This window comes from Brucella sp. 22210 (assembly GCF_052045675.1).
Taxonomy (GTDB): Bacteria; Pseudomonadota; Alphaproteobacteria; order Rhizobiales; family Rhizobiaceae; genus Brucella.
The window spans coordinates 247,990-267,737 of the sequence record NZ_JBQEPD010000005.1 but is presented as its reverse complement, the minus strand read 5'-3'; the positions used below and the strand labels follow the sequence as shown (position 1 = coordinate 267,737).

Genomic DNA, 19,748 nt, shown 5'->3' with positions numbered 1-19,748 from the left:
GTAAGCGCTGTCCTGACCCCACCTTCCGGATCATCGCTTGATCATTGATGTTCAACCTCGAAAGAGGGCTAGGACATATGTCGATTTCAGAACTTACGCTTAAATCCAAGGATGAGCCGATACGCCGGTTTGAGGTGTTCACAGGCAATGGCCGTCGTCGCGAATGGAGCGACGATCAGAAGGCGCAGATCATTGCGGAGAGTTGCGAGCCTGGCGTCACGGTGTGCTCTGTGGCGCGGCGGCATGGATTGACGCCGCAGCAGTTGTTCACATGGCGACGGCTCGCCCGAAAGCCGCTTGATGTGTTGTCGGTGCCGGAGCAAGCACCAATGTTTGCACCAGCAGTCGTCGTGTCGCCCGAGAATTCGGAACCGAAGAGGGCGCGGCAAGCACGTTTGCCAAGAAGAACTTCTCCGGAGGCGGCCATTGAATTGCGGATTGATGGAGCCTGGCTGCGTATTGCCTCTGGCACCGATGCTGCAACCATTGCCGCCGTCATCCAGGCGTTGAAGGCTCAGTCGTGATTGGCCCGTCCGGTGCGGTAAAAGTGATGATCGCCACCAAGCCTGTCGACTTCCGCAAAGGTGCTGAAGGATTGGCGGCATTGGTAAAGGCCCAGATGGGTGCCGACCCGTTCTCGGGCACGATCTACGTATTCCGGGCCAAACGAACGGACCGGATCAAGCTGATCTTCTGGGACGGCAGCGGCGTGTGCCTGGTCGCCAAGCGGATCGAGGATGGCGAGTTCCATTGGCCTCGAATGCAAGACGGTGTGATGCATCTGACGGCCGCCCAGTTCTCGGCTCTGTTCGAAGGATTGGACTGGAAACGCGTGCATGCGCCGAGCGAAACGCGCACGCCGATAAAGGCCGGATAACGGGCGCGACCAATTGAATCAGAGCCATTCAGCGTCTCGCTCCGAGCGGCAAAATATGCTGTTCTCGATCCATGACGATGACGGCAGACGAGCTTCCGGATGACCTGAACGCGCTGAAAGCAATGGTGCTTTCGCGTGAGGCGGAGAATGCCCGCCTGCGGCAGATCATCAAGGAATTACAGCGTCACCGCTTTGGTCGACGGGCAGAGACGCTTCCAGAGGACCAGCTTCTGCTTGGGCTTGAAGAGGCCGAACAGATCGAGGCTGCCGGGCTGGAAGAGAAGGAACAAGGCTCGACTGCTCTGCGCCAGGCGCAGGTCGCTAAACGGCGTACGAACCGGGGTTCACTGCCAGCGCATCTGCCGCGCGTCGAGATCGTGGTCGATATCGATAACCATGCCTGCCCCTGCTGCCGCAACGACCTGCATCGGATCGGCGAGGATGTCAGCGAGAAGCTCGATCTTGTGCCCGCCCAATTCCGGGTGCTCGTGCTGCGCCGCCCGAAGTATGCCTGCCGGGCCTGTGAAGAAGTCGTTGTCCAGGCTCCGGCCCCGGCAAGGCTGATCGAGGGCGGCATCCCGACAGAGGCAACCGTCGCCCAGGTGCTGGTATCTAAATATGCTGACCACCTGCCGCTGTATCGCCAGGCGCAAATCTACAAGCGTCAGGGCATCGACCTCGACCGTTCGACGCTCGCCGACTGGGTCGGTCGCGCCGCCTGGCATCTACGCCCGGTCCATCAGCGGCTGCTCGATCATCTGAAGTCATCGTCCAAGCTCTTCGCCGACGAGACGACGGCCCCGGTGCTCGATCCGGGACGTGGCAAAACCAAGACCGGCCAGCTTTGGGCTTATGCACGAGATGACCGGCCGTGGCAGGGCGATGACCCGCCCGGTGTCACCTATGTCTATGCGCCAGATCGCAAAGGCGAACGACCGATGGCCCATCTCGACGGCTTCGTCGGCATCCTGCAGGTAGACGGCTACAGTGGATATCGCCCGCTCGCGGCAAAGAACACCGTGTCGCTGGCCTTCTGCTGGTCCCACGTTCGACGCCGCTTCTATGAGCTTGCTGCCGCTGGTCCGGCACCCATCGCCAGCGAGGCGCTGCGACGCATCGGCGAACTTTACAGGATCGAAGAAGAGATACGTGGCCGGCCCCACGAGGAGCGTCGTGTCGCCCGTCAGGAAAAAAGTCGTCCGATTACCGACAGCCTCGCTCCCTGGCTGCGTGAACAACTCGGCTACATCAGCCAGAAGACAAAACTCGCCGAAGCAATCCGCTATGCCTTGTCACGCTGGGACGGCTTGACCCGCTTCATCGACGATGGCCGGATCGAGATCGATTCCAACGTCGTCGAACGGTCAATCAGGCCAATTGCCCTCAATCGCAAAAATGCGCTATTTGCCGGTTCTGACGCCGGGGCCGAACACTGGGCGACTATCGCCTCGCTCATCGAGACGGCAAAGCTCAACAATGTCGAGCCACTGGCCTATCTCTCAGACGTCCTCACCAAGATCGTCAACAATCATCCAAATAGCCAGATCGACGACCTGCTGCCTTGGGCCTATGCCGCAACGCACGATCTCAAAGCCGTGGCCTGAAAACAGCGCTTACGCTTTTTTGCTGCAAGCGCGCACCGTTTGAGGTGGCCATGGCCAGTCGAAGTAGCTCTAGAATGTGAGTGTTCACAACTTATTCCGGAGAGACCAACAATGACCAGTCAGAATTCTATGCCTGCCGATGCCGTGTTGGTAGCCATCGACATTGCCAAGGTTCGCAATGAAGTGTTGATCGAAGCACCCGGCCATAAACGCCGCCGTCGATTGTCTGTTCTCAATACGCGTGCAGAACATGACCATCTGATCGAGATTTTGCAATCCTATGACCGACCGGTGGTCTGCGCCTTTGAGGCAACGGGTAATTATCATCGTCCGATCGCCTGGCGGTTGGTGGAAGCCGGCTTCGAAACGCGATTGGTGTCGTCGCTGGCGCTTGCCCGCACGCGAGAAGCCTTGCACAACTGTTGGGACAAAAACGATCCTAAGGATGCGCAGGTGATCCTGCACATGTTGAGGATCCATTCGACGCAGGTTTATCACGATCCCTTGCGTGCTGGCATCAACGACGTTCAGGAATTGTCGAAGACACACGAAGCCATTGCTAACACCAAGACCGAGATATAACATCGCATCCTGACGCATTACGCCGTTGTCGCGCATCCGGTAGAAATGGTACTGCACCGTCGTAAACGGCGGGAATTCCTTCGGTAATTGCGCCCATTGGCAGCCGGTTGTCGCGATGTATTGGATTGCGTTCCACAATATGCGTGGATCATGCTCGCGCGGACGGCCGACTTTGCCCATCGGCTGCAAAAGCGGCGCAACAACTGCCCACTCATCGTCGGTACAATCGCTTGCATAGCGCAAGCCACGTCTGGCATAGTCTCGCCGGGCGGTTTCAGTCCAGGCCATGTGATCCTCCGTAGTCTTGGTAAACCACAGAGAATCATAAACTCCTGAAATCGCTCAACTTAATTTTCGGTTCGGCTCTAAATCGAAGTATAATATGATCTGAATCTCTTCATTCGATGTGCCTTCTTGGTTCTCTGCTGTAAACTAAAATAATCTAAGCCCATTAGTTCTATAAAAGGTCACGGCGGACTGGATGAACATTTTTATATGCCAGTGCCCCTTCTTCGAAGCATGCCCCCCCGCATGTACTACTCGTATCGTTGGTACATAAGCTGTATCGGCAATTTTTATCGATCTTAGGGAGATGTCAAAATCTTCAAAATATAGAAAATATTTATCGCTGAAGCCGCCCGTATTTCTTAAAGTAGTACCTCTGAAAAACATGAAACATCCGCTCACTATGGGAGGGTTCCAAAAGACGGCGTTTTGTGTTTCGGCCTGCAATTCATATCTTGCCAAGCGCGCAGAGAAAAACGAGCGAACTAGCTTGGGCGCAAAGCCTCTCAGAAGTAAGTCAAATACCGCCGGATAGCGTTTGCATAAATACTGTCGTTGCTCATTGGGCCATGTGGCACGAGGGCTCAAGAGGCCACAATTTTCATGAGTTCTCATAAAGGCAACTGCATTTATGAGCGCATCAGGATCGAGCTGAATATCTGGATTTAAAATCAGATGAAACTCACCCGTCTGGCAAATCGCGAGATTATGGGCCCTCCCGAAGCCGATATTTCCCTGTCCTTGAATTAGGGTAACTGGTAATTCGGGATAGAAACGCAGCAAAAAGGAGGCGACGTCTTTGCGAGAGGAGTTATCCACAATCGTAATTGAGAATGCGTTGGGTGGAAGCGCCTTCAGCGCAGTTCGTAGGCTATCCAGCGTTTTCTTAAATTCTTCTAAGTCGGGATTAAACGTAACGATTGAAATAGTTAGCAATGGCTGGTTATTGATTTTAGGATCAGCAGCTGAAAAACCATAGGTCATTCTTTGTGTTCTCGGTTCGCCAAATGGGTCTGACGGTCGTCAAAAGGAAGCCATTATCTTAGGCACGAAATGTGCTTATATGAACGAAGCGAAAGAAGTAAGATGATAGGATGTGAAATCGCATGAAGGGGATTATTCTCGCCGGTGGTAGTGGTACCAGATTGTACCCTTTAACAATCGCTGTTTCAAAGCAGATTCTGCCGATTTATGATAAGCCGATGATCTATTATCCCTTGAGTGTGCTCATGCTCGCGGGCATTCAGGATATTTTGATCATCTCGACGCCGCACGACTTACCACTTTTTCAGAAATTGCTCGGCGATGGCTCTGAGTTCGGAGTGAATTTCTCGTACGCCGAACAGGCGCATCCCAATGGTCTTGCTGAAGCTTTCATCATCGGTAGAGAGTTCATCGGCAACGACAGCGTTGCCATGATTTTAGGCGATAATATCTATTTTGGTGATGGTCTTTCAAAACTGTCTCAGCTTTCGTCGCAACCAATGAAGGGGGGAACTGTTTTTGCTTATCGGGTTGATGATCCGCAACGTTATGGTGTGGTGGAGTTCGACAGCAGCACCGGTAAAGCGGTGTCCATTGAAGAAAAGCCTGCAAAACCCAAGTCAAACTGGGCTGTTACGGGCCTCTATTTTTATGATAATCACGTGGTCGATATTGCCCATTCAATCACGCCGTCCGCACGCGGCGAACTGGAAATAACCACCGTTAATAATGTCTATCTCGAACGAGGTGAGTTAAATGTTCAGCGCTTCGGTCGCGGTTATGCTTGGCTCGATACCGGTACGCATGACAGTTTGCACGAAGCGTCGTCATTTGTTCAAACGATCGAAAAGCGGCAGGGCATCAAGATTGCTTGTCCAGAGGAAATCGGCCTGGATAAAGGTTGGCTGAGCAGTAATGCGGTGTTGGAACGTGCGACCAAGCTTGGTAAAACCGAGTACGCAGCATATCTGCGTCGACGTGTTGATGAACTAGGAAAATACTAATGGAAGTCCGCCCTTTAGGTTTAGATGGTGTTGTTGAGATACTTCCGCGAAAGTTTGGTGATGATCGTGGTTTTTTTTCCGAAACCTACAAGGCCAAGGCGCTTAGGGATGCGGGTATTGACTTCAATTTTGTCCAAGACAACCACTCCTTTTCGGCGGCCAAAGGGGTAGTACGTGGTCTTCACTATCAGTTGCTGCCATTTGCTCAGGATAAGCTGCTCCGCGTTGTTCGCGGTGCAATTCTCGATGTTGCGGTCGATATTCGCAAAAGCTCACCGACTTTTGGTCGGTGGGTCGCGCAAGAAGTCTCAGCTGAAAAGTGGAACCAAATTTTGGTGCCGAAGGGGTTCGCGCACGGCTTCATGACGTTGGTTGAGAATACAGAAGTTCTCTATAAAGTAACGGATTACTATTCTCCTGAGCATGATCGCGCAATCCGATATGATGACCCCGCAATAGGCATAGATTGGCCAATTTCCGCTTCCGGTATACAAACATCGGATAAGGATAAGAATGCGCCGTTGCTTGCCGATGCAGAAGTTTTTGCTTAAGGAATGATATGAATATTCTCGTCACTGGCGGTGCAGGTTTCATCGGTTCGGCTGTATGCCGTCATCTGGCCGCTGATCCGAAGGTTAATGTTATCAATCTGGACAAACTGACCTATGCGGGCAATCTCGCATCGCTGCGTCAGATCGAAAACCATCCGAACTATAGTTTCCTGCAGGCCGATATCTGCGACGATAATCTCATTCTGGACACGCTGCGTTCGAATGTTGTCGATGTCGTCATGCATCTGGCTGCCGAAAGCCATGTTGATCGTTCCATCGACGGTCCGGCAGCTTTCATCGAAACCAATATCATCGGCACGTTCCGCCTGCTCAATGCCGCTCTCGCCTATTGGCGTGAACTGCCGGAACCGCGCAAGTCGAACTTCCGCTTCCACCACATCTCGACCGATGAAGTGTTCGGCGATTTGCCGTTCGACAGCGGCATTTTCACGGAAGAAACGCCCTATAAGCCATCATCGCCCTATTCGGCATCGAAGGCTTCCTCCGATCATCTGGTTCGCGCATGGCACGAAACCTATGGTTTGCCGGTGGTTCTCTCGAACTGCTCGAACAATTACGGGCCATTCCATTTCCCGGAAAAGCTCATTCCGCTTGTCATTCTGAACGCGCTCGACGAAAAGCCGCTGCCCGTTTACGGGACAGGGGCGAATGTGCGCGACTGGCTCTATGTCGAAGATCACGCCCGCGCGCTGGCGTTGGTGGCGACGACCGGTAAAGTCGGCGAAAGCTACAATATCGGCGGACGCTCGGAACGCACCAATCTCAATGTAGTGGAAACGATTTGCGCCATTCTCGACAAGAAGCGCCCGCGCGCCAATGGCAAGAAATACGGCGACCTGATTACATTTGTAACGGATCGCCCGGGGCATGATCGCCGTTACGCCATCGATGCCTCGAAGATCGAGCGTGACCTCGGATGGACCCCGCAGGAAACTTTCGAAACGGGCCTTGAGAAAACCATTCAGTGGTATCTCGACAATGGCTGGTGGTGGGAGCCGATCCGCAGCGGCACTTATGCTGGTGAGCGTCTGGGCGGCGGTCAAACCAAAACCGGTGCGACCAAAGCAGGTGCGGTATGAAGATCATCGTCACCGGGCGGGAAGGGCAGGTCGTTCAGAGCCTTCTGGAAAAGGCCGCAGAGCGCTCGGATCTTGAAGTAATTGCGTTGGGAAGGCCGGAACTTGATCTGGCAGACCCCGAAACGATCCGCAAGGCGATCGTCAATGTCAAGCCGGATGTCGTCGTTTCGGCTGCGGCCTATACGGCTGTGGATCAGGCCGAGGATGAGCCGGAAATCGCCTTGGCGGTGAATGCGGCTGGTGCTGCCGCTGTGGCCGAAGCGGCGAAGGCCTGCGGTGCGCTCGTCATTCATCTGTCGACGGATTATGTTTTCGCCGGCGATAGCAATAGGCCTTATGTGGAGACCGATCCAACCGGCCCTCGCAGTGTTTATGGCAGCTCCAAGCTTGAAGGCGAAAGGCTGGTTGCTGAGGCCCATCCGCAGCATATCATTCTGCGCACGGCCTGGGTTTACAGTCCGTTCGGCAAGAATTTCGCCAAGACGATGCTGCGCCTTGCAGAAACCCGTGATGGCCTGTCAGTCGTGTCCGACCAGTGGGGCAATCCGACTTCCGCGCTGGATATCGCCGAAGCCGTCATTCGCGTGGCGGATCATTTGGCGGCAAAGCCTGATTTTTCTGGCTATGGCATCTATCATCTTGTTGGTACGGGCGACATCAGTTGGAGCGGTTTTGCTCGCGGGATTTTCGCTGAAAGCGCTAAGCAGGGCGGCCCGACCGCTGAAGTGACGGATATTGCGACTGCAGAGTATCCGACCAAGGCGACGCGCCCCGCCAATTCACGCCTTTCTACAGAGAAGTTCAGCGCGACATTTGGCTGGACCATGCCGCATTGGCAATCGTCACTAGGGGATGTGGTGGCAAGGCTGGTTTAGCGAAACGTCTCGGCTTCCATCGTTGGCCAGTATCACGTGATCTTTTAGTTCTGCGGAAACTGCTATCCCACAACAATGTCGGCGGGGATATCTTCCCGATCCGCTCAGAAAAAAGGTCGTTTGGCTACAAATTCGAGATACATGCAATTACTTGATTGCGACTTTGTTTTATTGGACTAAATCCGGTCCACAAATGGAAGATGATTGCATCTATCGGAGCGACGCATGTGTGGAATTATCGGTATTATCGGCAAGGATGAAGTCGCGCCGCTTCTGGTCGATGCTCTGAAACGACTGGAATATCGCGGTTATGACTCCGCCGGTATCGCCACCTTGCAGGGCGGCAAGCTTGACCGCCGTCGTGCGGAAGGCAAGCTCGTCAATCTAGAAAAGCGTCTGGCCGGTGAGCCGCTTCCGGGCGTGATAGGCATCGGCCATACCCGATGGGCCACCCATGGCAAGCCGGTGGAGCGTAATGCGCATCCGCACATCACCGAGCGCCTTGCGGTGGTTCATAACGGCATTATCGAGAACTTTGCCGAACTGTGCACCATGCTGGAAGCCGAAGGCCGCAAGTTCCAGACCGAAACCGACACCGAAGCCGTTGCGCATCTGGTGACCCGTGAGCTGGAAAAGGGCAAGTCGCCGGTTGAGGCCGTGCGCGATTGCCTGCCGCAGCTTCATGGTGCATTCGCTCTCGCATTCCTTTTTGAAGGCGATGAAGAACTGCTCATCGGCGCTCGTCAGGGCCCGCCGCTGGCTGTCGGTTATGGCGATGGCGAGATGTTCCTCGGCTCGGACGCGATTGCGCTGTCGCCCTTCACCGACACCATTGCCTATCTGGAAGATGGTGACTGGGCTGTACTGACCCGCAAGGGCGTCACCATTTATGACGAGGGCAACAATCAGGTCGAGCGCACGATCCAGAAGACGCAGACGGCCAATATGCTTGTTTCCAAGGGCAATCATCGTCACTTCATGCAGAAGGAGATGTTCGAGCAGCCGGAAGTGATTTCCCACACGCTTGCCAACTATCTCGATTTCACCACCGGCAAGGTGCGTCAGGAAGCGATCGGCGTCGATTTCAGCAAGATTGACCGTCTGACGATTTCAGCCTGCGGCACGGCTTACTATGCCGCATCGGTCGGCAAATACTGGTTCGAACAGATTGCCCGTCTGCCGGTCGATAGCGATATCGCATCGGAATACCGCTATCGCGAAATGCCGCTGTCGAAGGATTCGCTTGCAGTCTTCGTGTCGCAATCCGGTGAAACGGCGGATACGCTGGCATCGCTGCGCTATTGCAAGTCGCAAGGGCTGAAGATCGCCTCCGTCGTCAACGTCATCGGTTCGACCATTGCCCGCGAATCTGATGCCGTGTTCCCGACGCTTGCCGGACCGGAAATTGGCGTTGCCTCCACCAAAGCGTTCACCTGCCAGCTGTCGGCGATGGCGTCGCTCGCGATCGCCGCCGCCAAGGCGCGCGGTGCGATCGACGATGCCCGCGAGCAGGAACTGGTGCGCCAGCTTTCCGAGGCACCGCGTTTCCTCAATCAAGTACTGAAGCTGGAAGATCAGATTGCCGAAGTTTGCCACGAGCTGGCCAAGGTCAGTCACGTTCTCTATCTGGGTCGTGGTACGTCCTTTCCGCTTGCCATGGAAGGCGCGCTGAAGCTCAAGGAAATCTCCTATATTCACGCTGAAGGCTATGCCGCAGGCGAGTTGAAGCATGGCCCAATCGCCCTGATTGACGAAGCCATGCCGGTTATCGTGATTGCGCCGTCCGATCGCCTTTATGAAAAGACGGTCTCCAACATGCAGGAAGTGGCGGCCCGTGGCGGTCGCATCATCCTGATCACGGACAAGAAGGGTGCGGAAAGCGCCAGCGTCGATACGATGGCGACCATCGTCCTGCCGGACGTGCCTGAATTCATCACGCCGCTCGTCTATGCGCTGCCGATCCAGATGCTGGCCTATCACACCGCTGACCTGATGGGCACGGACGTCGATCAGCCGCGCAATCTGGCAAAATCGGTAACAGTGGAGTGAAGCCATAAACCGACTAGCAATTCAAATAGCCGGATTGTTAGGCGGTACGGATATCACCGCATCGAAAGCAATTGAGTGACACAGTATCCGCTTGACCACCAAGCTCAACGCCTTACCGCAACTGGCGCGGTTGATGCCCGTCACCGCGTTTTTTGCTTTGCGCAAATATGTTCTCTGCCTTATGCCTTAAACACTGACTGAACTGTTAGTGCATTATCACACGAAACGTGAAAGCTTTGCGGGCGCGACAGTGTGGTTTGAGTTCAGTGATAGGCATGCGGTCTGGAGTGCCGCGCATAACACCGGTGAGGAGCATTAAACGTGAGCAGCAATGAAACTTTCGCCTCGGGAACATTTGTCGGGCGAGCATGGAGCCCGACGGCCAAGGGGCCGGTTCTGTTGACTTTGCGCGAAGGGCGCGTCATCGACATTACCACCAAAGCTGCACCGACGATGCGCGACCTGCTTGAACTTGACGATGCGCTGGCTCATGTACACGCAACCGCCGGACAGGATATCGGTTCGCTAGAAGCCCTGTTTTCCGGAAAGCCCGGCGATGAAAGCGCGCTGCATCTTCTGGCACCGAACGACCTGCAGTCGATCAAGGCCTGCGGCGTTACCTTTGCTCGCTCCATGATCGAACGCGTGATCGAGGAACGCGCTGCTGGCAATCCCGATCTTGCTTTGAAAATCCGCGAGCGTGTAGGTGCGATCATCGGCGACAGCCTGCGCAACCTCAAGGCAGGCTCGGAAGAGGCGGCCCGCGTCAAGGCGGCGCTGATAGAAGAAGGCGTCTGGTCGCAATATCTCGAAGTCGGTATCGGCCCCGACGCGGAAGTTTTCACAAAGAGCCAGCCCATGTCGGCGGTCGGTCATGGTGCGGAAGTGGGCCTGCATCCGATTTCCACCTGGAACAACCCGGAGCCGGAAGTGGTACTTGCGGTCAACAGTCAGGGGCAGGTTAAGGGCGCGACGCTTGGCAACGACGTGAACCTGCGCGACGTTGAAGGCCGTTCGGCCCTGCTGCTCGGCAAGGCCAAGGATAACAATGCGTCCTGTTCGGTTGGCCCATTCATTCGCCTGTTCGACGAAACCTATTCGATGGACGATGTGTGCTCGGCGGAACTGGCGCTGAAGGTCGAAGGACCGGATGGCTATGTTCTCAATGGCCGCAGCACCATGAAGGAAATCAGCCGTGATCCGCTGGATCTGGTTGCCCAGACCATCGGCAAGCACCATCAGTATCCGGATGGTTTCGTGCTGTTCATGGGAACGTTGTTTGCGCCTGTCGAAGACCGCGACACGCCGGGGCAGGGCTTTACTCACAAGATCGGCGATGTGGTGACCATCTCCAATCCGCAGCTTGGTGCGCTGACCAACACCGTGCGCCTGTCGACGGAATGCAGCCCGTGGCGGTTCGGCTCGTCGCATCTGATGCGTAATCTCGCATCGCGTGGCCTGATCTGATTTTATCGATTTGCGCGGCGGGTATGCCGCCGCGCACGTTACCTGAATGCTCAATAAGGGCTGTCGACGTTGCCCATCTCGACATAGACGGTCTTGATCTGGCTGTAATGGGCAAGGGCTGCAACGCCGTTTTCGCGCCCGATACCGGACTGCTTGTAACCGCCGAACGGCACTTCCACGGGCGTCAGGTTATAGGCGTTGATCCAGCAGGTGCCTGCCTTGATCTGGCCGATCACGCGGTGACCGCGCGCGATATCGGCGGTGAAAACACCCGCCGCCAGACCGAATTCGGTATCGTTAGCCCGTGCGATGACTTCATCTTCGTCCGAAAATTCCAGAACGCTCATGACCGGTCCGAAGATTTCTTCGCGCGCGATGGTCATGGTGTCGGTCACGTCGGTAAAGACGGTCGGTTCGATGAAGTAACCCTTATCGAAGCCCTGTAGCTTGGGAATGCCGCCGCCGCAGGCAAGCGTTGCGCCTTCGGCTTTGCCTTTTTCGATATAGGAGAGAACCTTGTCGCGCTGGGCGCTGTTGACGAGCGGCCCCATCTGGGTGGCTTCATCCAGCGGGTCGCCGATGCGAATCTTGCGCGTGCGCTCGACCAGCCGCTCGACAAAACGTTCGCGAACCTTCTTATGCACGAAGACGCGGGTGCCGTTGGAACAGACCTGTCCGGTCGAGTAGAAATTGCCCAGCATCGCACCGCCGATGGCGCTTTCGAGATCGGCATCGTCGAACACGATCAGGGGCGACTTTCCGCCTAGTTCCATCGTGACGTGTTTCAGATGTTCGCCTGCCTGCGCCATGATGCGTTTGCCGGTCGGAACCGAGCCGGTGAGCGAAACCTTTGCCGTCTGGCGATGATTGACGAGGGCCGCACCTACATCACCGAAGCCCTGAACGACATTGAACAGGCCGTCGGGCAGTCCGGCTTCCTGATAGGCTTCCGCCAGAGCAAGGGCCGAGAGCGGCGTGTTTTCCGACGGTTTGAAGATGAAGGCATTGCCCATGGCGAGCGCCGGAGCGGATTTCCACGCGGCGATCTGGATCGGATAGTTCCACGCGCCGATGCCAACGCAGATGCCCAGCGCTTCGCGGCGGGTATAGGCGAAGGAACCGCCCAGTTCCACGAATTCACCGTTGAAACCGGAGATGATGCCGCCGAAGAACTCCAGCGCATCGGCAGCCGAGGCCGCATCCGCAACGAGCGTTTCCTGAAGCGCCTTGCCGGTATCGAGCGTTTCGAGCTTGGAGAGCTTCTTGTTCTTCTCGCGCAGGATTTCGGCGGTGCGACGCAGAATGCGGCCCCGTTCGACAGGCTTCAGCGCCGCCCATGCTTCCTGCGCCTTCATCGCCGCCGCATAGGCAGCTTCGATCACGCTTGGCGTGGCGGAATAAAGCTTGGCGATTTCTTCGCCGGTCGCCGGATAAATGACGGGAAGCGGCTTGCCAGCCTTGTCTTCCACAAACGAGCCGCCAATGAAGTGCGAGGCTTTGGGTTGTGCTTTCATGGTGTATTCCTTCGAAACTAGGGCAGTGAGGCAATAGGGCAGTAAGGTAGTATGTTTTAAGAGCAGGGAACACGACCTAACATATTGCCCTATTGCCTNCCCTGGACCGCCTCAGCGGTCCGAAACCTGCCAGCGCGGATTGATCCACGGCTCCTGATTGGAGCGTGCCAGCGGTGTGCGGCCAAGGATATGATCGGACGCCTTTTCGCCGACCATGATCGATGGCCCGTTGAGATTGCCATTGGGGATGCGCGGGAAGATGGACGAATCCGCCACGCGCAAGCCATCGACGCCGATCACCCGGCATTCAGCATCAACCACCGCAAACGGATCGTCAACCGCGCCCATCTTGACCGTTCCGCACGGATGGAAGGCGCTTTCGACATGCTCGCGGATGAAATTGTCGATTTCATCATCGGTCTGCACTTTCGCGCCGGGCTGGATTTCCGCGCCGCGGTAGGGGTCGAAGGCCGCTTGCCCGAAGATCTCGCGGGTCAGCCGCACGCAGTGGCGGAAATCCGCCCAGTCGTCTTCATGAGACATATAGTTGAATTTGATGACAGGCTTTTCACGCGGATTGGCCGTGCGCAATGTCACGCTGCCACGCGACTTGGAGCGCATGGGCCCGACATGGGCCTGAAACCCGTGCGATTGTGCTGCCGCCTTGCCATCATAGCGGATGGCCACTGGCAGGAAGTGGTACTGAATATCAGGATATTCCACGCCCGCTTTCGAGCGCACGAAGGCTGCGGATTCGAAATGGTTGGTCGCACCGTCACCGGTTTTGAAGAACAGCCATTCGGCCCCGATCTTTGCTTTCGAAAACAGGTTCAGCTTGGAATAAAGCGTAATCGGCTGTGTGCATTCCTGCTGGATATAGACTTCCAGATGGTCCTGAAGGTTCTGGCCAACCCCGGGACGATCAGCTACCACTTCAATGCCGTGCTCCTTGAGATGCGCCGCCGGGCCAATGCCGGACAACATCAACAGCTTCGGCGAGTTGATCGAAGAAGCAGCAATGATGACCTCGCGACGCGCGCGAATGGTCGAGAAGCTGCGCCCCGATTCGATCTCCACACCGACAGCACGCTTGCCTTCAAGGACGATCTTGCGCGCCAGCCCTTTGACGAGCTGCACATTCGGGCGTTTCAGCGCCGGCTTCAGATAGGCATTGGCGGCGGACCAACGACGACCATTATAGATCGTCTGCTCCATGGGGCCGAAGCCTTCCTGCTTTTCGCCGTTATAATCTTCGGTCACTTCGAACCCTGCTTCATGGCCTGCTTCGACGAAGGCGTGAAACAGCGGGTTGTCGCGCTTGCCCCGCTGGACATGCAGCGGCCCGTCGGTTCCGCGCCAACCTTCCTGCCCGCCTTGCGCGTTTTCCATGCGCTTGAAATAGGGGAGCACATCGGCATAGGCCCAGCCTTGCGCGCCGCTTTCCGACCAGAAGTCGTAATCGCGCGCATGGCCGCGCACATAGACCATGCCGTTGATCGAGGACGAGCCGCCAAGCACCTTGCCACGTGGCGTGACAAGGCTGCGCCCGCCAATATGCGGTTCAGGCTCGGTGGAAAAACCCCAGTCGTAGGTTTCCATATTCATCGGAAAGGAGAGGGCGGCGGGCATCTGGATCAAAGGTCCGACATCCGGCACGCCATATTCAATGACGATCACCGAATAACGCCCGTCTTCCGACAGGCGATAGGCCATGGCCGAACCGGCGGAGCCTGAGCCGATGATGACGAAATCCGCTTCCATACTCATGTCTCCACCGAAAGCTGAATAGAAATATAATCTTCCACCAATGTGACGGCGGATTGGGCATCGGGCGCGTCAGCGCCGAGCGCATGGCGAATGTAAAGCCCGTCGATCATCGCGCCCGCACCTTCGGCGATGCGGTGTGCCCGATCCCGCCCCGTGAGCTGCTCCAGCGCAAAGACCAGATTGGAATGCAGGCGGCGCGCATAAATGCGCAAAAGCCGCCGCGTGTCCTCCGACTGCTGGGCGTGGACATAGAAAGTCAGCCAGGCGGCGATGGTTTCCTGCGTGAACTGCGAGGCCGAAAAATTGACGGCGATGATGGCCGCGATCCGCTCGCGCGGCGTCTCGGTCTGCTTCACCGCCTCATTGAGATCATGACCCAGTTCACGCAGCAAATGACGCATCGTGGCGAGAATGAGCTTGTCCTTGCCGCCGAAATAATGATGCGCGAGCGCAGGTGAGACGCCCGCTTCATGGGCGATCTGCGCAACGGTCACGTCCAGCGAACCGCGCTGTCCGATGGTGCGTATCGCAGCGTCGATCAGTTCGCGCCGCCGCAAAGGTTCCATCCCGATCTTCGGCATCGTCTCAATCCCTGTCCGGTTTTCAGGTCTGTTGTTCTTATTTTATCTTTGATTGACTCATCAATCAATAAAAACTCAAGCCTGTGGGAAATGCGGTTTGAATGCTGGAGCTTGAGCGGGGAGAAGACTTGCCGGGGCGTTTTGTGCCGCTTACATTCATTAAATGAGCAGAGCTTTTACAAAAGAACAGGATGATGCGCCGACCGATCTCGGTGAGCGTCCGGTGAGTCCACACCGCAATCTCGTCACGCCGACCGGCCTGAAGATGATGGATGATGAGATTGCCCGCCTTCAGCGCGAGCTAGCGGAATCGAACGTCGCCGCTGAGCGCTCGGCTATCGCGCGTATCTCGCGTGACCTGCGTTATTGGACAGTGCGCCGCGAAACGGCGGAGCTGTCAGTTCCGGATGCCGATAGCGACGTGGTGCGGTTCGGTATGACGGTAGAGCTGGAAAATCTGGACGACGGCCAAACCCGCATCTGGACGATTGTCGGCGAAGACGAGGCTGATCCGTCCAACGGCAAGATCTCGCATGTCGCACCGGTCGCCATCATGCTGTTCGGCAAACCGGCTGGCGATGTGCTGAAAATCAACGGCAAGGATTGGGAAATCGTGTCGCTGAAAGCTTAGGCTTCCAGCGACACACTATGATCGCGGAAGAAAGCGGCAGCGCCGCTTTCGTCTACTTCGCTGGTTGATACCATCAGAACCAGTTGAATCACATCTTCTTGCCCGGCCTCAAGGCTGTAGCCGTTGAAATAGAGAAACAAGTCCGCTGCGGCGAGGCCTGTTCGTTTGTTGCCGTCTATAAACGGATGATTTTTCAGTAAGCCAAACAAATATGCCGCTGCCAGATCGAAGAGATCGGGCGTGCCATAGGCTTCTTTTTGAAGTGGACGGGCGAGTGCAGAATCCAGCAAGCCTGAATCCCGTATGCCCGCCGCACCACCGTGCAAGCGTAGCTGCTCCTGATGCAGCGCCTCGATAAAAGACCGCGAATGAAAATCAATCATTTCGCGAGGACGCGATAGGCCGTTTCGTACTTCTTCATCCGCTCGCGTGCGACCTGCATCTTTTTCTCAAAGACATCCGGATCATCTGCGCTGCGGGTCAGTTTCAGACCGTTCTCGTCTTCGATCAGAACGAGCGTATCTCCCGCTCTCAAATTAAGCCGGTCGAGCACTTCCTTGGGCAGAATCACGCCTTCGGAATTGCCGATCTTGCGCAAAGTGACGTTCATGGCTTTTCTCCTATGTTATAACCGATGATATAACATAGTTGCGCCCTTGTCGAGCGGCCGTTTACAGCCAGCCCTTGCGGCGGAAATAATAGAGCGGCAACAGGGCCGAGGCGATCATCAGTCCGAGCGCCATCGGATAGCCCCAGGGCGACGTCAGTTCCGGCATGAAGGAAAAGTTCATGCCGTAGATGGAAGCCACCAGCGTTGGCGGCATGAAGCCCACGGCGGCCACCGAGAAGATCTTGATGATGGCGTTCTGCTCCACGGAAATCAGTCCGACGATGGTGTCGAGCAGGAAGGTGACTTTGTTGGATAGAAAATCCACATAGGCGGTCAGCGATTGCATGTCGCGCTCAAGCGACTTGATCCAGGAGCGCGTTTCCTTCTTGCCGGTCGCCGGATTGCTGGTTGCCGAGAGATAGACAAGCATGCGGCTGATGCCTGCAAGACTTTCACGCATGCGCGACAGAAACGTTCCCTGACCACCGATCTGTGTCAGGATGTGCCGGAAATCCTGCGTCGTCATCGGCCGCGCCTTTGGCTGGCGGCGATAGATGGAATGCGATGCGGCGTCGATTTTACCTGCCACACCTTCCAGAATATCCGCCAGGCGGTTGGTGGTGGCTTCGGTGATGCCGAGCATGATCGAAAGCCCGGTGCATTTGGCGGAAATCAGCCCGTTGCCCGGCTTGGTGGAGCGCAGAATATAGGTCGTGAAGGATTTGGGGTCCGCATAGCGCACAGTGATCAGGCGAGAACCGTGCAGAATAAACGTCACCGGCGCGAGTTCACGATGGTCGAGATCGACCGCATGGAGAATAGGCACGGTGAGATACTGCGCGCCGTTTTCCATATAGAAGCGGCTGGATTCCTCGATTTCCGTCATGTCTTCACGAGTTGGTATGGAGATGCCCGTCCACGCTTCGACAATGTGATCTTCATTGACGCCGGGTGTTGAGAGGTCGATCCAGATCACGTTGTCCGGCAATGGCGTGCCCGGTTCGACTTCCGTTTTTTCGAGATGGTCACCGGAAAGGCTGTAGAGCGTGATCATGCTGGCACCTGCTGGCTGCGTATGAAAATCCAATCTGCGCGAGAATTCTTAGAGCATTTTGAAGCCAATTGAAAACATTTGCCTGCACACAAATGTGGGATTGGCGCCGGACTGTGGCTTTCACAGCAGCAGGATATCCCCGTCTGTTGACAGTTCCATCCGCCTCCTCTAATTCATCAAGTCATCCGATGAATTTGGAGTGCCTATGAAGACGGTTTCCCGCAAAAGCCTGACGGAAGCGGCGACGCAATCCATTCGTTCCGAAATCACCTCGGGGCGCTGGGCTGTGGGCGAGCAATTGCCGAACGAAGCCCAGCTTTCGGCGCGGCTTGGCGTCAGTCGCGGCACGGTGCGCGAGGCTGTCAGGGCGCTCGTGGCTCAGGGCATGCTGGAGACGCGCCAGGGCTCGGGCACTTACGTCCGCTCGAAGACCGACACGGCGCGCAGCCTCAATCGCATACGCCATACGAGCCTGCGCGACAGGCTTGAAATGCGCGCTGCGCTGGAAGTGGAGGCCGCGCGCCTCGCCGCGCAGCGCGTTACGCCGCAGACGATTGCTCATCTCGAAGCCGTGCTGACCACACGCGGATTGCGCGAAGATACCGACCGGACGACATTCGTTGAGCGCGATTTTGCATTTCATGAAGCCATCGCTGCCGCTTCCGGCAATCATGCGCTGATTGAGGTCTATGGCTTCTTTTCCGCGTCGATCCGCGAATCCATTGAAGCCACGCTTGATGGCGAGTTGCCGGAGCCGGACTTTGAGGCGCATCGGCAGATCATCGAAGCCATTGCCACCGGCGACCCGGACAAGGCCAGCGCGACGGTTCGTCGTTTTCTGGCGCCCCTGATTGAAGAACTGGAAAGGTTGCTCGCATCATGAGCCGCATAAACGCCGTGCCGCCCACAGCACGGGAGGAACACACCATGACATCTCAGGCAGAGCAGCCAGAACCGCTTGTCGACGCTGAAGCGGACAGCGTGCCGCCGCCATCCGTGCCGCAAACGCCGAGCAAGGCCACGCGCATCCTGCTGGGGTTGAGCCTTGTGCTCATTGCCGCCAATTTGCGTCCGGTTTTTTCCAGCGTTTCGGTGCTTCTGCCGGAAATCATCGATGGTACCGGCATGTCGTCGCTCGCCGCAGGCGTGCTGACCACCTTGCCGGTTGTCTGCCTTGGTGCATTTGCTCCCTTCGCGCCGCGTCTCGCACAACGTTTCGGCGCTGAGCGCGTACTTCTGGCGGTGCTGGTGGTCTTGACCATCGGTACGGCGCTGCGTGGTGTCGGGTCTTTCTGGTCGCTCTATATGGGCGCAACGCTTGCTGGTGCGGCGATTGCCATGGGCAATGTGCTGCTGCCGGGCGTGGTGAAACGCGATTTTCCAAAAACCGCCGCGATCATGACCGGCCTTTACACTATGGCGCTTTGCGGCGGGGCGGCTTCCGCGGCTGGCTTCACGATCCCGATCAAGAACATGCTCGGCGGTTCATGGAATCTCGCTCTGGCGTTCTGGGCGGTTCCGGCTGTGCTGGTGCTCGTGCTGTGGCTGCCGCAGGCGTTGCGCAGCAAGCACAATGTCGCGCATTCGGGTTTCCGGGTCGTCGGTCTGTGGAACGACGCGCTTGCCTGGCAGGTGACGCTGTTCATGGGGCTGCAATCGTCGACGGCCTATATCGTATTCGGCTGGCTCGCGCCAATCCTGCGTGAACGGGGCATGAGCCCGGCTGCGGCGGGCGGTCTGGTGTCGTTTTCGATCATGGCGCAGGTCGTGACATGCCTGCTGATCCCATCGATTGCCGTGCGTCAGAAAAGCCAGAGCTTTATCAATGTGTTCCTCTGCGCCTGCGCATCGCTCGCGCTGATCGGCTTTCTCTATCTGCCGGAATGGAGTTTCTGGCTTCTGGCTATCATTCAGGGGATCGGGCAGGGCGGGTTGATTGCCGCTGCTATGATGGTGATTGTGCTGCGGTCGCCGGATTCGCACACGGCAGCGCATCTGTCCGGTATGGCGCAATGCGTCGGCTATATTCTCGCGGCAATCGGCCCGCTGTTGGTTGGCGTGATTCACAGCGCGACAGGGAGCTTTGCCGCCTGCGGACTGTTCTTTGTGATTCTTTGGATCGGGGCCAGCATCAATGGCTGGCTGTCGGGACGCGCCCTTCATGTCGGGGCGAGAACCATACACAAAGACGCATAGAGCGCATCCCGAAAAGT

19 protein-coding genes and 2 pseudogenes are annotated in these 19,748 nt (G+C 56.6%); 13 read left to right on the top strand and 8 right to left on the bottom strand.

Annotated features, from left to right (window positions below; genetic code table 11):
* The first annotated feature begins 77 nt into the window (after window positions 1–77).
* The 4 genes and pseudogenes from tnpA to ACTJKP_RS09845 all read left to right on the top strand — a co-directional run.
* Window positions 78–524, top strand: coding sequence for an IS66-like element accessory protein TnpA (gene tnpA, locus ACTJKP_RS09860; RefSeq protein WP_181375986.1), 447 nt, complete (start codon window positions 78–80; stop codon window positions 522–524).
* Entirely contained in the window at window positions 521–877 is a 357-nt protein-coding gene (gene tnpB, locus ACTJKP_RS09855; RefSeq protein WP_109366349.1) for an IS66 family insertion sequence element accessory protein TnpB, read from the top strand. The genes tnpA and tnpB overlap by 4 nt, the downstream gene beginning before the upstream one ends.
* Window positions 878–948: 71 nt before the next feature.
* A complete protein-coding gene (gene tnpC, locus ACTJKP_RS09850) occupies window positions 949–2,481 on the top strand; it encodes an IS66 family transposase (protein WP_121539677.1) in 1,533 nt (510 codons plus the stop codon).
* A 111-nt stretch (window positions 2,482–2,592) separates the two neighbouring features.
* Window positions 2,593–3,060 (top strand): annotated as a pseudogene (locus tag ACTJKP_RS09845) (IS110 family transposase); the annotation flags it as partial.
* Window positions 3,061–3,078: 18 nt separating this feature from the next.
* Here the strand turns inward: ACTJKP_RS09845 and ACTJKP_RS09840 are convergent.
* Both ACTJKP_RS09840 and ACTJKP_RS09835 read right to left on the bottom strand, forming a co-directional pair.
* A pseudogene (locus ACTJKP_RS09840) lies at window positions 3,079–3,351 on the bottom strand (transposase); the annotation flags it as partial.
* A gap of 144 nt (window positions 3,352–3,495) precedes the next feature.
* Complete coding sequence (locus ACTJKP_RS09835; protein WP_121539542.1) at window positions 3,496–4,332, bottom strand: glycosyltransferase; 837 nt, start codon at window positions 4,330–4,332, stop codon at window positions 3,496–3,498.
* 122 nt (window positions 4,333–4,454) lie between these two features.
* Between ACTJKP_RS09835 and rfbA the strand changes: the two genes are divergently transcribed.
* The 6 genes from rfbA (at window position 4,455) to ACTJKP_RS09805 (ending at window position 11,378) form a co-directional block, all read left to right on the top strand.
* Window positions 4,455–5,336: a glucose-1-phosphate thymidylyltransferase RfbA gene (gene rfbA, locus ACTJKP_RS09830; RefSeq protein ID WP_121539543.1), complete on the top strand. Its 882-nt coding sequence runs from the start codon at window positions 4,455–4,457 to the stop codon at window positions 5,334–5,336.
* A complete protein-coding gene (gene rfbC, locus ACTJKP_RS09825; protein WP_121539544.1) occupies window positions 5,336–5,887 on the top strand; it encodes a dTDP-4-dehydrorhamnose 3,5-epimerase in 552 nt (183 codons plus the stop codon). The genes rfbA and rfbC overlap by 1 nt, the downstream gene beginning before the upstream one ends.
* Window positions 5,888–5,895: 8 nt before the next feature.
* Window positions 5,896–6,987, top strand: coding sequence for a dTDP-glucose 4,6-dehydratase (gene rfbB, locus ACTJKP_RS09820; RefSeq protein ID WP_121539545.1), 1,092 nt, complete (start codon window positions 5,896–5,898; stop codon window positions 6,985–6,987).
* Complete coding sequence (rfbD, locus tag ACTJKP_RS09815; RefSeq protein WP_121539546.1) at window positions 6,984–7,862, top strand: dTDP-4-dehydrorhamnose reductase; 879 nt, start codon at window positions 6,984–6,986, stop codon at window positions 7,860–7,862. The genes rfbB and rfbD overlap by 4 nt, the downstream gene beginning before the upstream one ends.
* A gap of 225 nt (window positions 7,863–8,087) precedes the next feature.
* Window positions 8,088–9,911 (top strand): glutamine--fructose-6-phosphate transaminase (isomerizing), encoded by a 1,824-nt coding sequence (gene glmS, locus ACTJKP_RS09810; RefSeq protein WP_440630490.1) that lies wholly within the window; start codon window positions 8,088–8,090, stop codon window positions 9,909–9,911.
* 321 nt (window positions 9,912–10,232) lie between these two features.
* Window positions 10,233–11,378, top strand: coding sequence for a fumarylacetoacetate hydrolase family protein (locus ACTJKP_RS09805; protein WP_440630489.1), 1,146 nt, complete (start codon window positions 10,233–10,235; stop codon window positions 11,376–11,378).
* Between the two features lie 50 nt (window positions 11,379–11,428).
* Here ACTJKP_RS09805 and betB read toward each other — a convergent pair whose 3' ends face one another.
* The 3 genes from betB to betI all read right to left on the bottom strand — a co-directional run bounded on the left by betB (window position 11,429) and on the right by betI (window position 15,240).
* Window positions 11,429–12,892: a betaine-aldehyde dehydrogenase gene (gene betB, locus ACTJKP_RS09800; protein ID WP_440630488.1), complete on the bottom strand. Its 1,464-nt coding sequence runs from the start codon at window positions 12,890–12,892 to the stop codon at window positions 11,429–11,431.
* A gap of 111 nt (window positions 12,893–13,003) precedes the next feature.
* Window positions 13,004–14,653 carry a choline dehydrogenase gene (gene betA, locus ACTJKP_RS09795; RefSeq protein WP_440630500.1) on the bottom strand — a complete coding sequence of 550 codons (1,650 nt, stop codon included), beginning with the start codon at window positions 14,651–14,653 and terminating at the stop codon, window positions 13,004–13,006.
* 2 nt (window positions 14,654–14,655) lie between these two features.
* A complete protein-coding gene (betI, locus tag ACTJKP_RS09790; protein ID WP_078340201.1) occupies window positions 14,656–15,240 on the bottom strand; it encodes a transcriptional regulator BetI in 585 nt (194 codons plus the stop codon).
* A 163-nt stretch (window positions 15,241–15,403) separates the two neighbouring features.
* Here betI and ACTJKP_RS09785 point away from each other — a divergent pair, with 163 nt between their 5' ends.
* The gene (locus ACTJKP_RS09785) at window positions 15,404–15,871 is read left to right on the top strand and encodes a GreA/GreB family elongation factor (protein ID WP_440630487.1); all 468 of its coding nucleotides are present in this window, start codon (window positions 15,404–15,406) and stop codon (window positions 15,869–15,871) included.
* On the opposite strand, the gene ACTJKP_RS09780 is transcribed toward ACTJKP_RS09785, so the two are convergent.
* The 3 genes from ACTJKP_RS09780 to ACTJKP_RS09770 form a co-directional block, all read right to left on the bottom strand.
* The gene (locus ACTJKP_RS09780; RefSeq protein ID WP_280991762.1) at window positions 15,868–16,254 is read right to left on the bottom strand and encodes a type II toxin-antitoxin system death-on-curing family toxin; all 387 of its coding nucleotides are present in this window, start codon (window positions 16,252–16,254) and stop codon (window positions 15,868–15,870) included. The two genes, ACTJKP_RS09785 and ACTJKP_RS09780, sit on opposite strands and share 4 nt — an antisense overlap.
* On the bottom strand, window positions 16,251–16,481 hold the full coding sequence (locus tag ACTJKP_RS09775) for an AbrB/MazE/SpoVT family DNA-binding domain-containing protein (protein ID WP_078340198.1): 231 nt from the start codon (window positions 16,479–16,481) through the stop codon (window positions 16,251–16,253). Before ACTJKP_RS09775 ends, ACTJKP_RS09780 begins: the two co-directional genes overlap by 4 nt.
* 61 nt (window positions 16,482–16,542) lie before the next feature.
* Window positions 16,543–17,535, bottom strand: a complete 993-nt coding sequence (locus ACTJKP_RS09770) for a magnesium transporter CorA family protein (protein ID WP_078340219.1) — start codon at window positions 17,533–17,535, stop codon at window positions 16,543–16,545.
* Between the two features lie 205 nt (window positions 17,536–17,740).
* On the opposite strand from ACTJKP_RS09770, the gene ACTJKP_RS09765 reads away from it, so the two are divergent.
* A complete protein-coding gene (locus ACTJKP_RS09765) occupies window positions 17,741–18,418 on the top strand; it encodes a FadR/GntR family transcriptional regulator (protein ID WP_078340197.1) in 678 nt (225 codons plus the stop codon).
* Between the two features lie 44 nt (window positions 18,419–18,462).
* A complete protein-coding gene (locus ACTJKP_RS09760) occupies window positions 18,463–19,731 on the top strand; it encodes a CynX/NimT family MFS transporter (RefSeq protein WP_440630486.1) in 1,269 nt (422 codons plus the stop codon).
* Window positions 19,732–19,748 lie beyond the last annotated feature (17 nt).

Bases quoted from the DNA above. Each gene is read 5' to 3' on its own strand.
- rfbC (WP_121539544.1), top strand. From the start codon at position 5,336: ATGGAAGTCCGCCCTTTAGGTTTAGATGGTGTTGTTGAGATACTTCCG.
- ACTJKP_RS09775 (WP_078340198.1), bottom strand. From the start codon at position 16,481: ATGAACGTCACTTTGCGCAAGATCGGCAATTCCGAAGGCGTGATTCTG.
- tnpC (WP_121539677.1), top strand. From the start codon at position 949: ATGACGATGACGGCAGACGAGCTTCCGGATGACCTGAACGCGCTGAAA.
- rfbD (WP_121539546.1), top strand. From the start codon at position 6,984: ATGAAGATCATCGTCACCGGGCGGGAAGGGCAGGTCGTTCAGAGCCTT.
- betA (WP_440630500.1), bottom strand. From the start codon at position 14,653: ATGGAAGCGGATTTCGTCATCATCGGCTCAGGCTCCGCCGGTTCGGCC.
- ACTJKP_RS09765 (WP_078340197.1), top strand. From the start codon at position 17,741: ATGAAGACGGTTTCCCGCAAAAGCCTGACGGAAGCGGCGACGCAATCC.
- glmS (WP_440630490.1), top strand. From the start codon at position 8,088: ATGTGTGGAATTATCGGTATTATCGGCAAGGATGAAGTCGCGCCGCTT.
- rfbA (WP_121539543.1), top strand. From the start codon at position 4,455: ATGAAGGGGATTATTCTCGCCGGTGGTAGTGGTACCAGATTGTACCCT.
- betB (WP_440630488.1), bottom strand. From the start codon at position 12,892: ATGAAAGCACAACCCAAAGCCTCGCACTTCATTGGCGGCTCGTTTGTG.
- betI (WP_078340201.1), bottom strand. From the start codon at position 15,240: ATGCCGAAGATCGGGATGGAACCTTTGCGGCGGCGCGAACTGATCGAC.
- tnpA (WP_181375986.1), top strand. From the start codon at position 78: ATGTCGATTTCAGAACTTACGCTTAAATCCAAGGATGAGCCGATACGC.
- ACTJKP_RS09785 (WP_440630487.1), top strand. From the start codon at position 15,404: ATGAGCAGAGCTTTTACAAAAGAACAGGATGATGCGCCGACCGATCTC.
- ACTJKP_RS09770 (WP_078340219.1), bottom strand. From the start codon at position 17,535: ATGATCACGCTCTACAGCCTTTCCGGTGACCATCTCGAAAAAACGGAA.
- ACTJKP_RS09835 (WP_121539542.1), bottom strand. From the start codon at position 4,332: ATGACCTATGGTTTTTCAGCTGCTGATCCTAAAATCAATAACCAGCCA.
- ACTJKP_RS09780 (WP_280991762.1), bottom strand. From the start codon at position 16,254: ATGATTGATTTTCATTCGCGGTCTTTTATCGAGGCGCTGCATCAGGAG.
- rfbB (WP_121539545.1), top strand. From the start codon at position 5,896: ATGAATATTCTCGTCACTGGCGGTGCAGGTTTCATCGGTTCGGCTGTA.
- ACTJKP_RS09760 (WP_440630486.1), top strand. From the start codon at position 18,463: ATGACATCTCAGGCAGAGCAGCCAGAACCGCTTGTCGACGCTGAAGCG.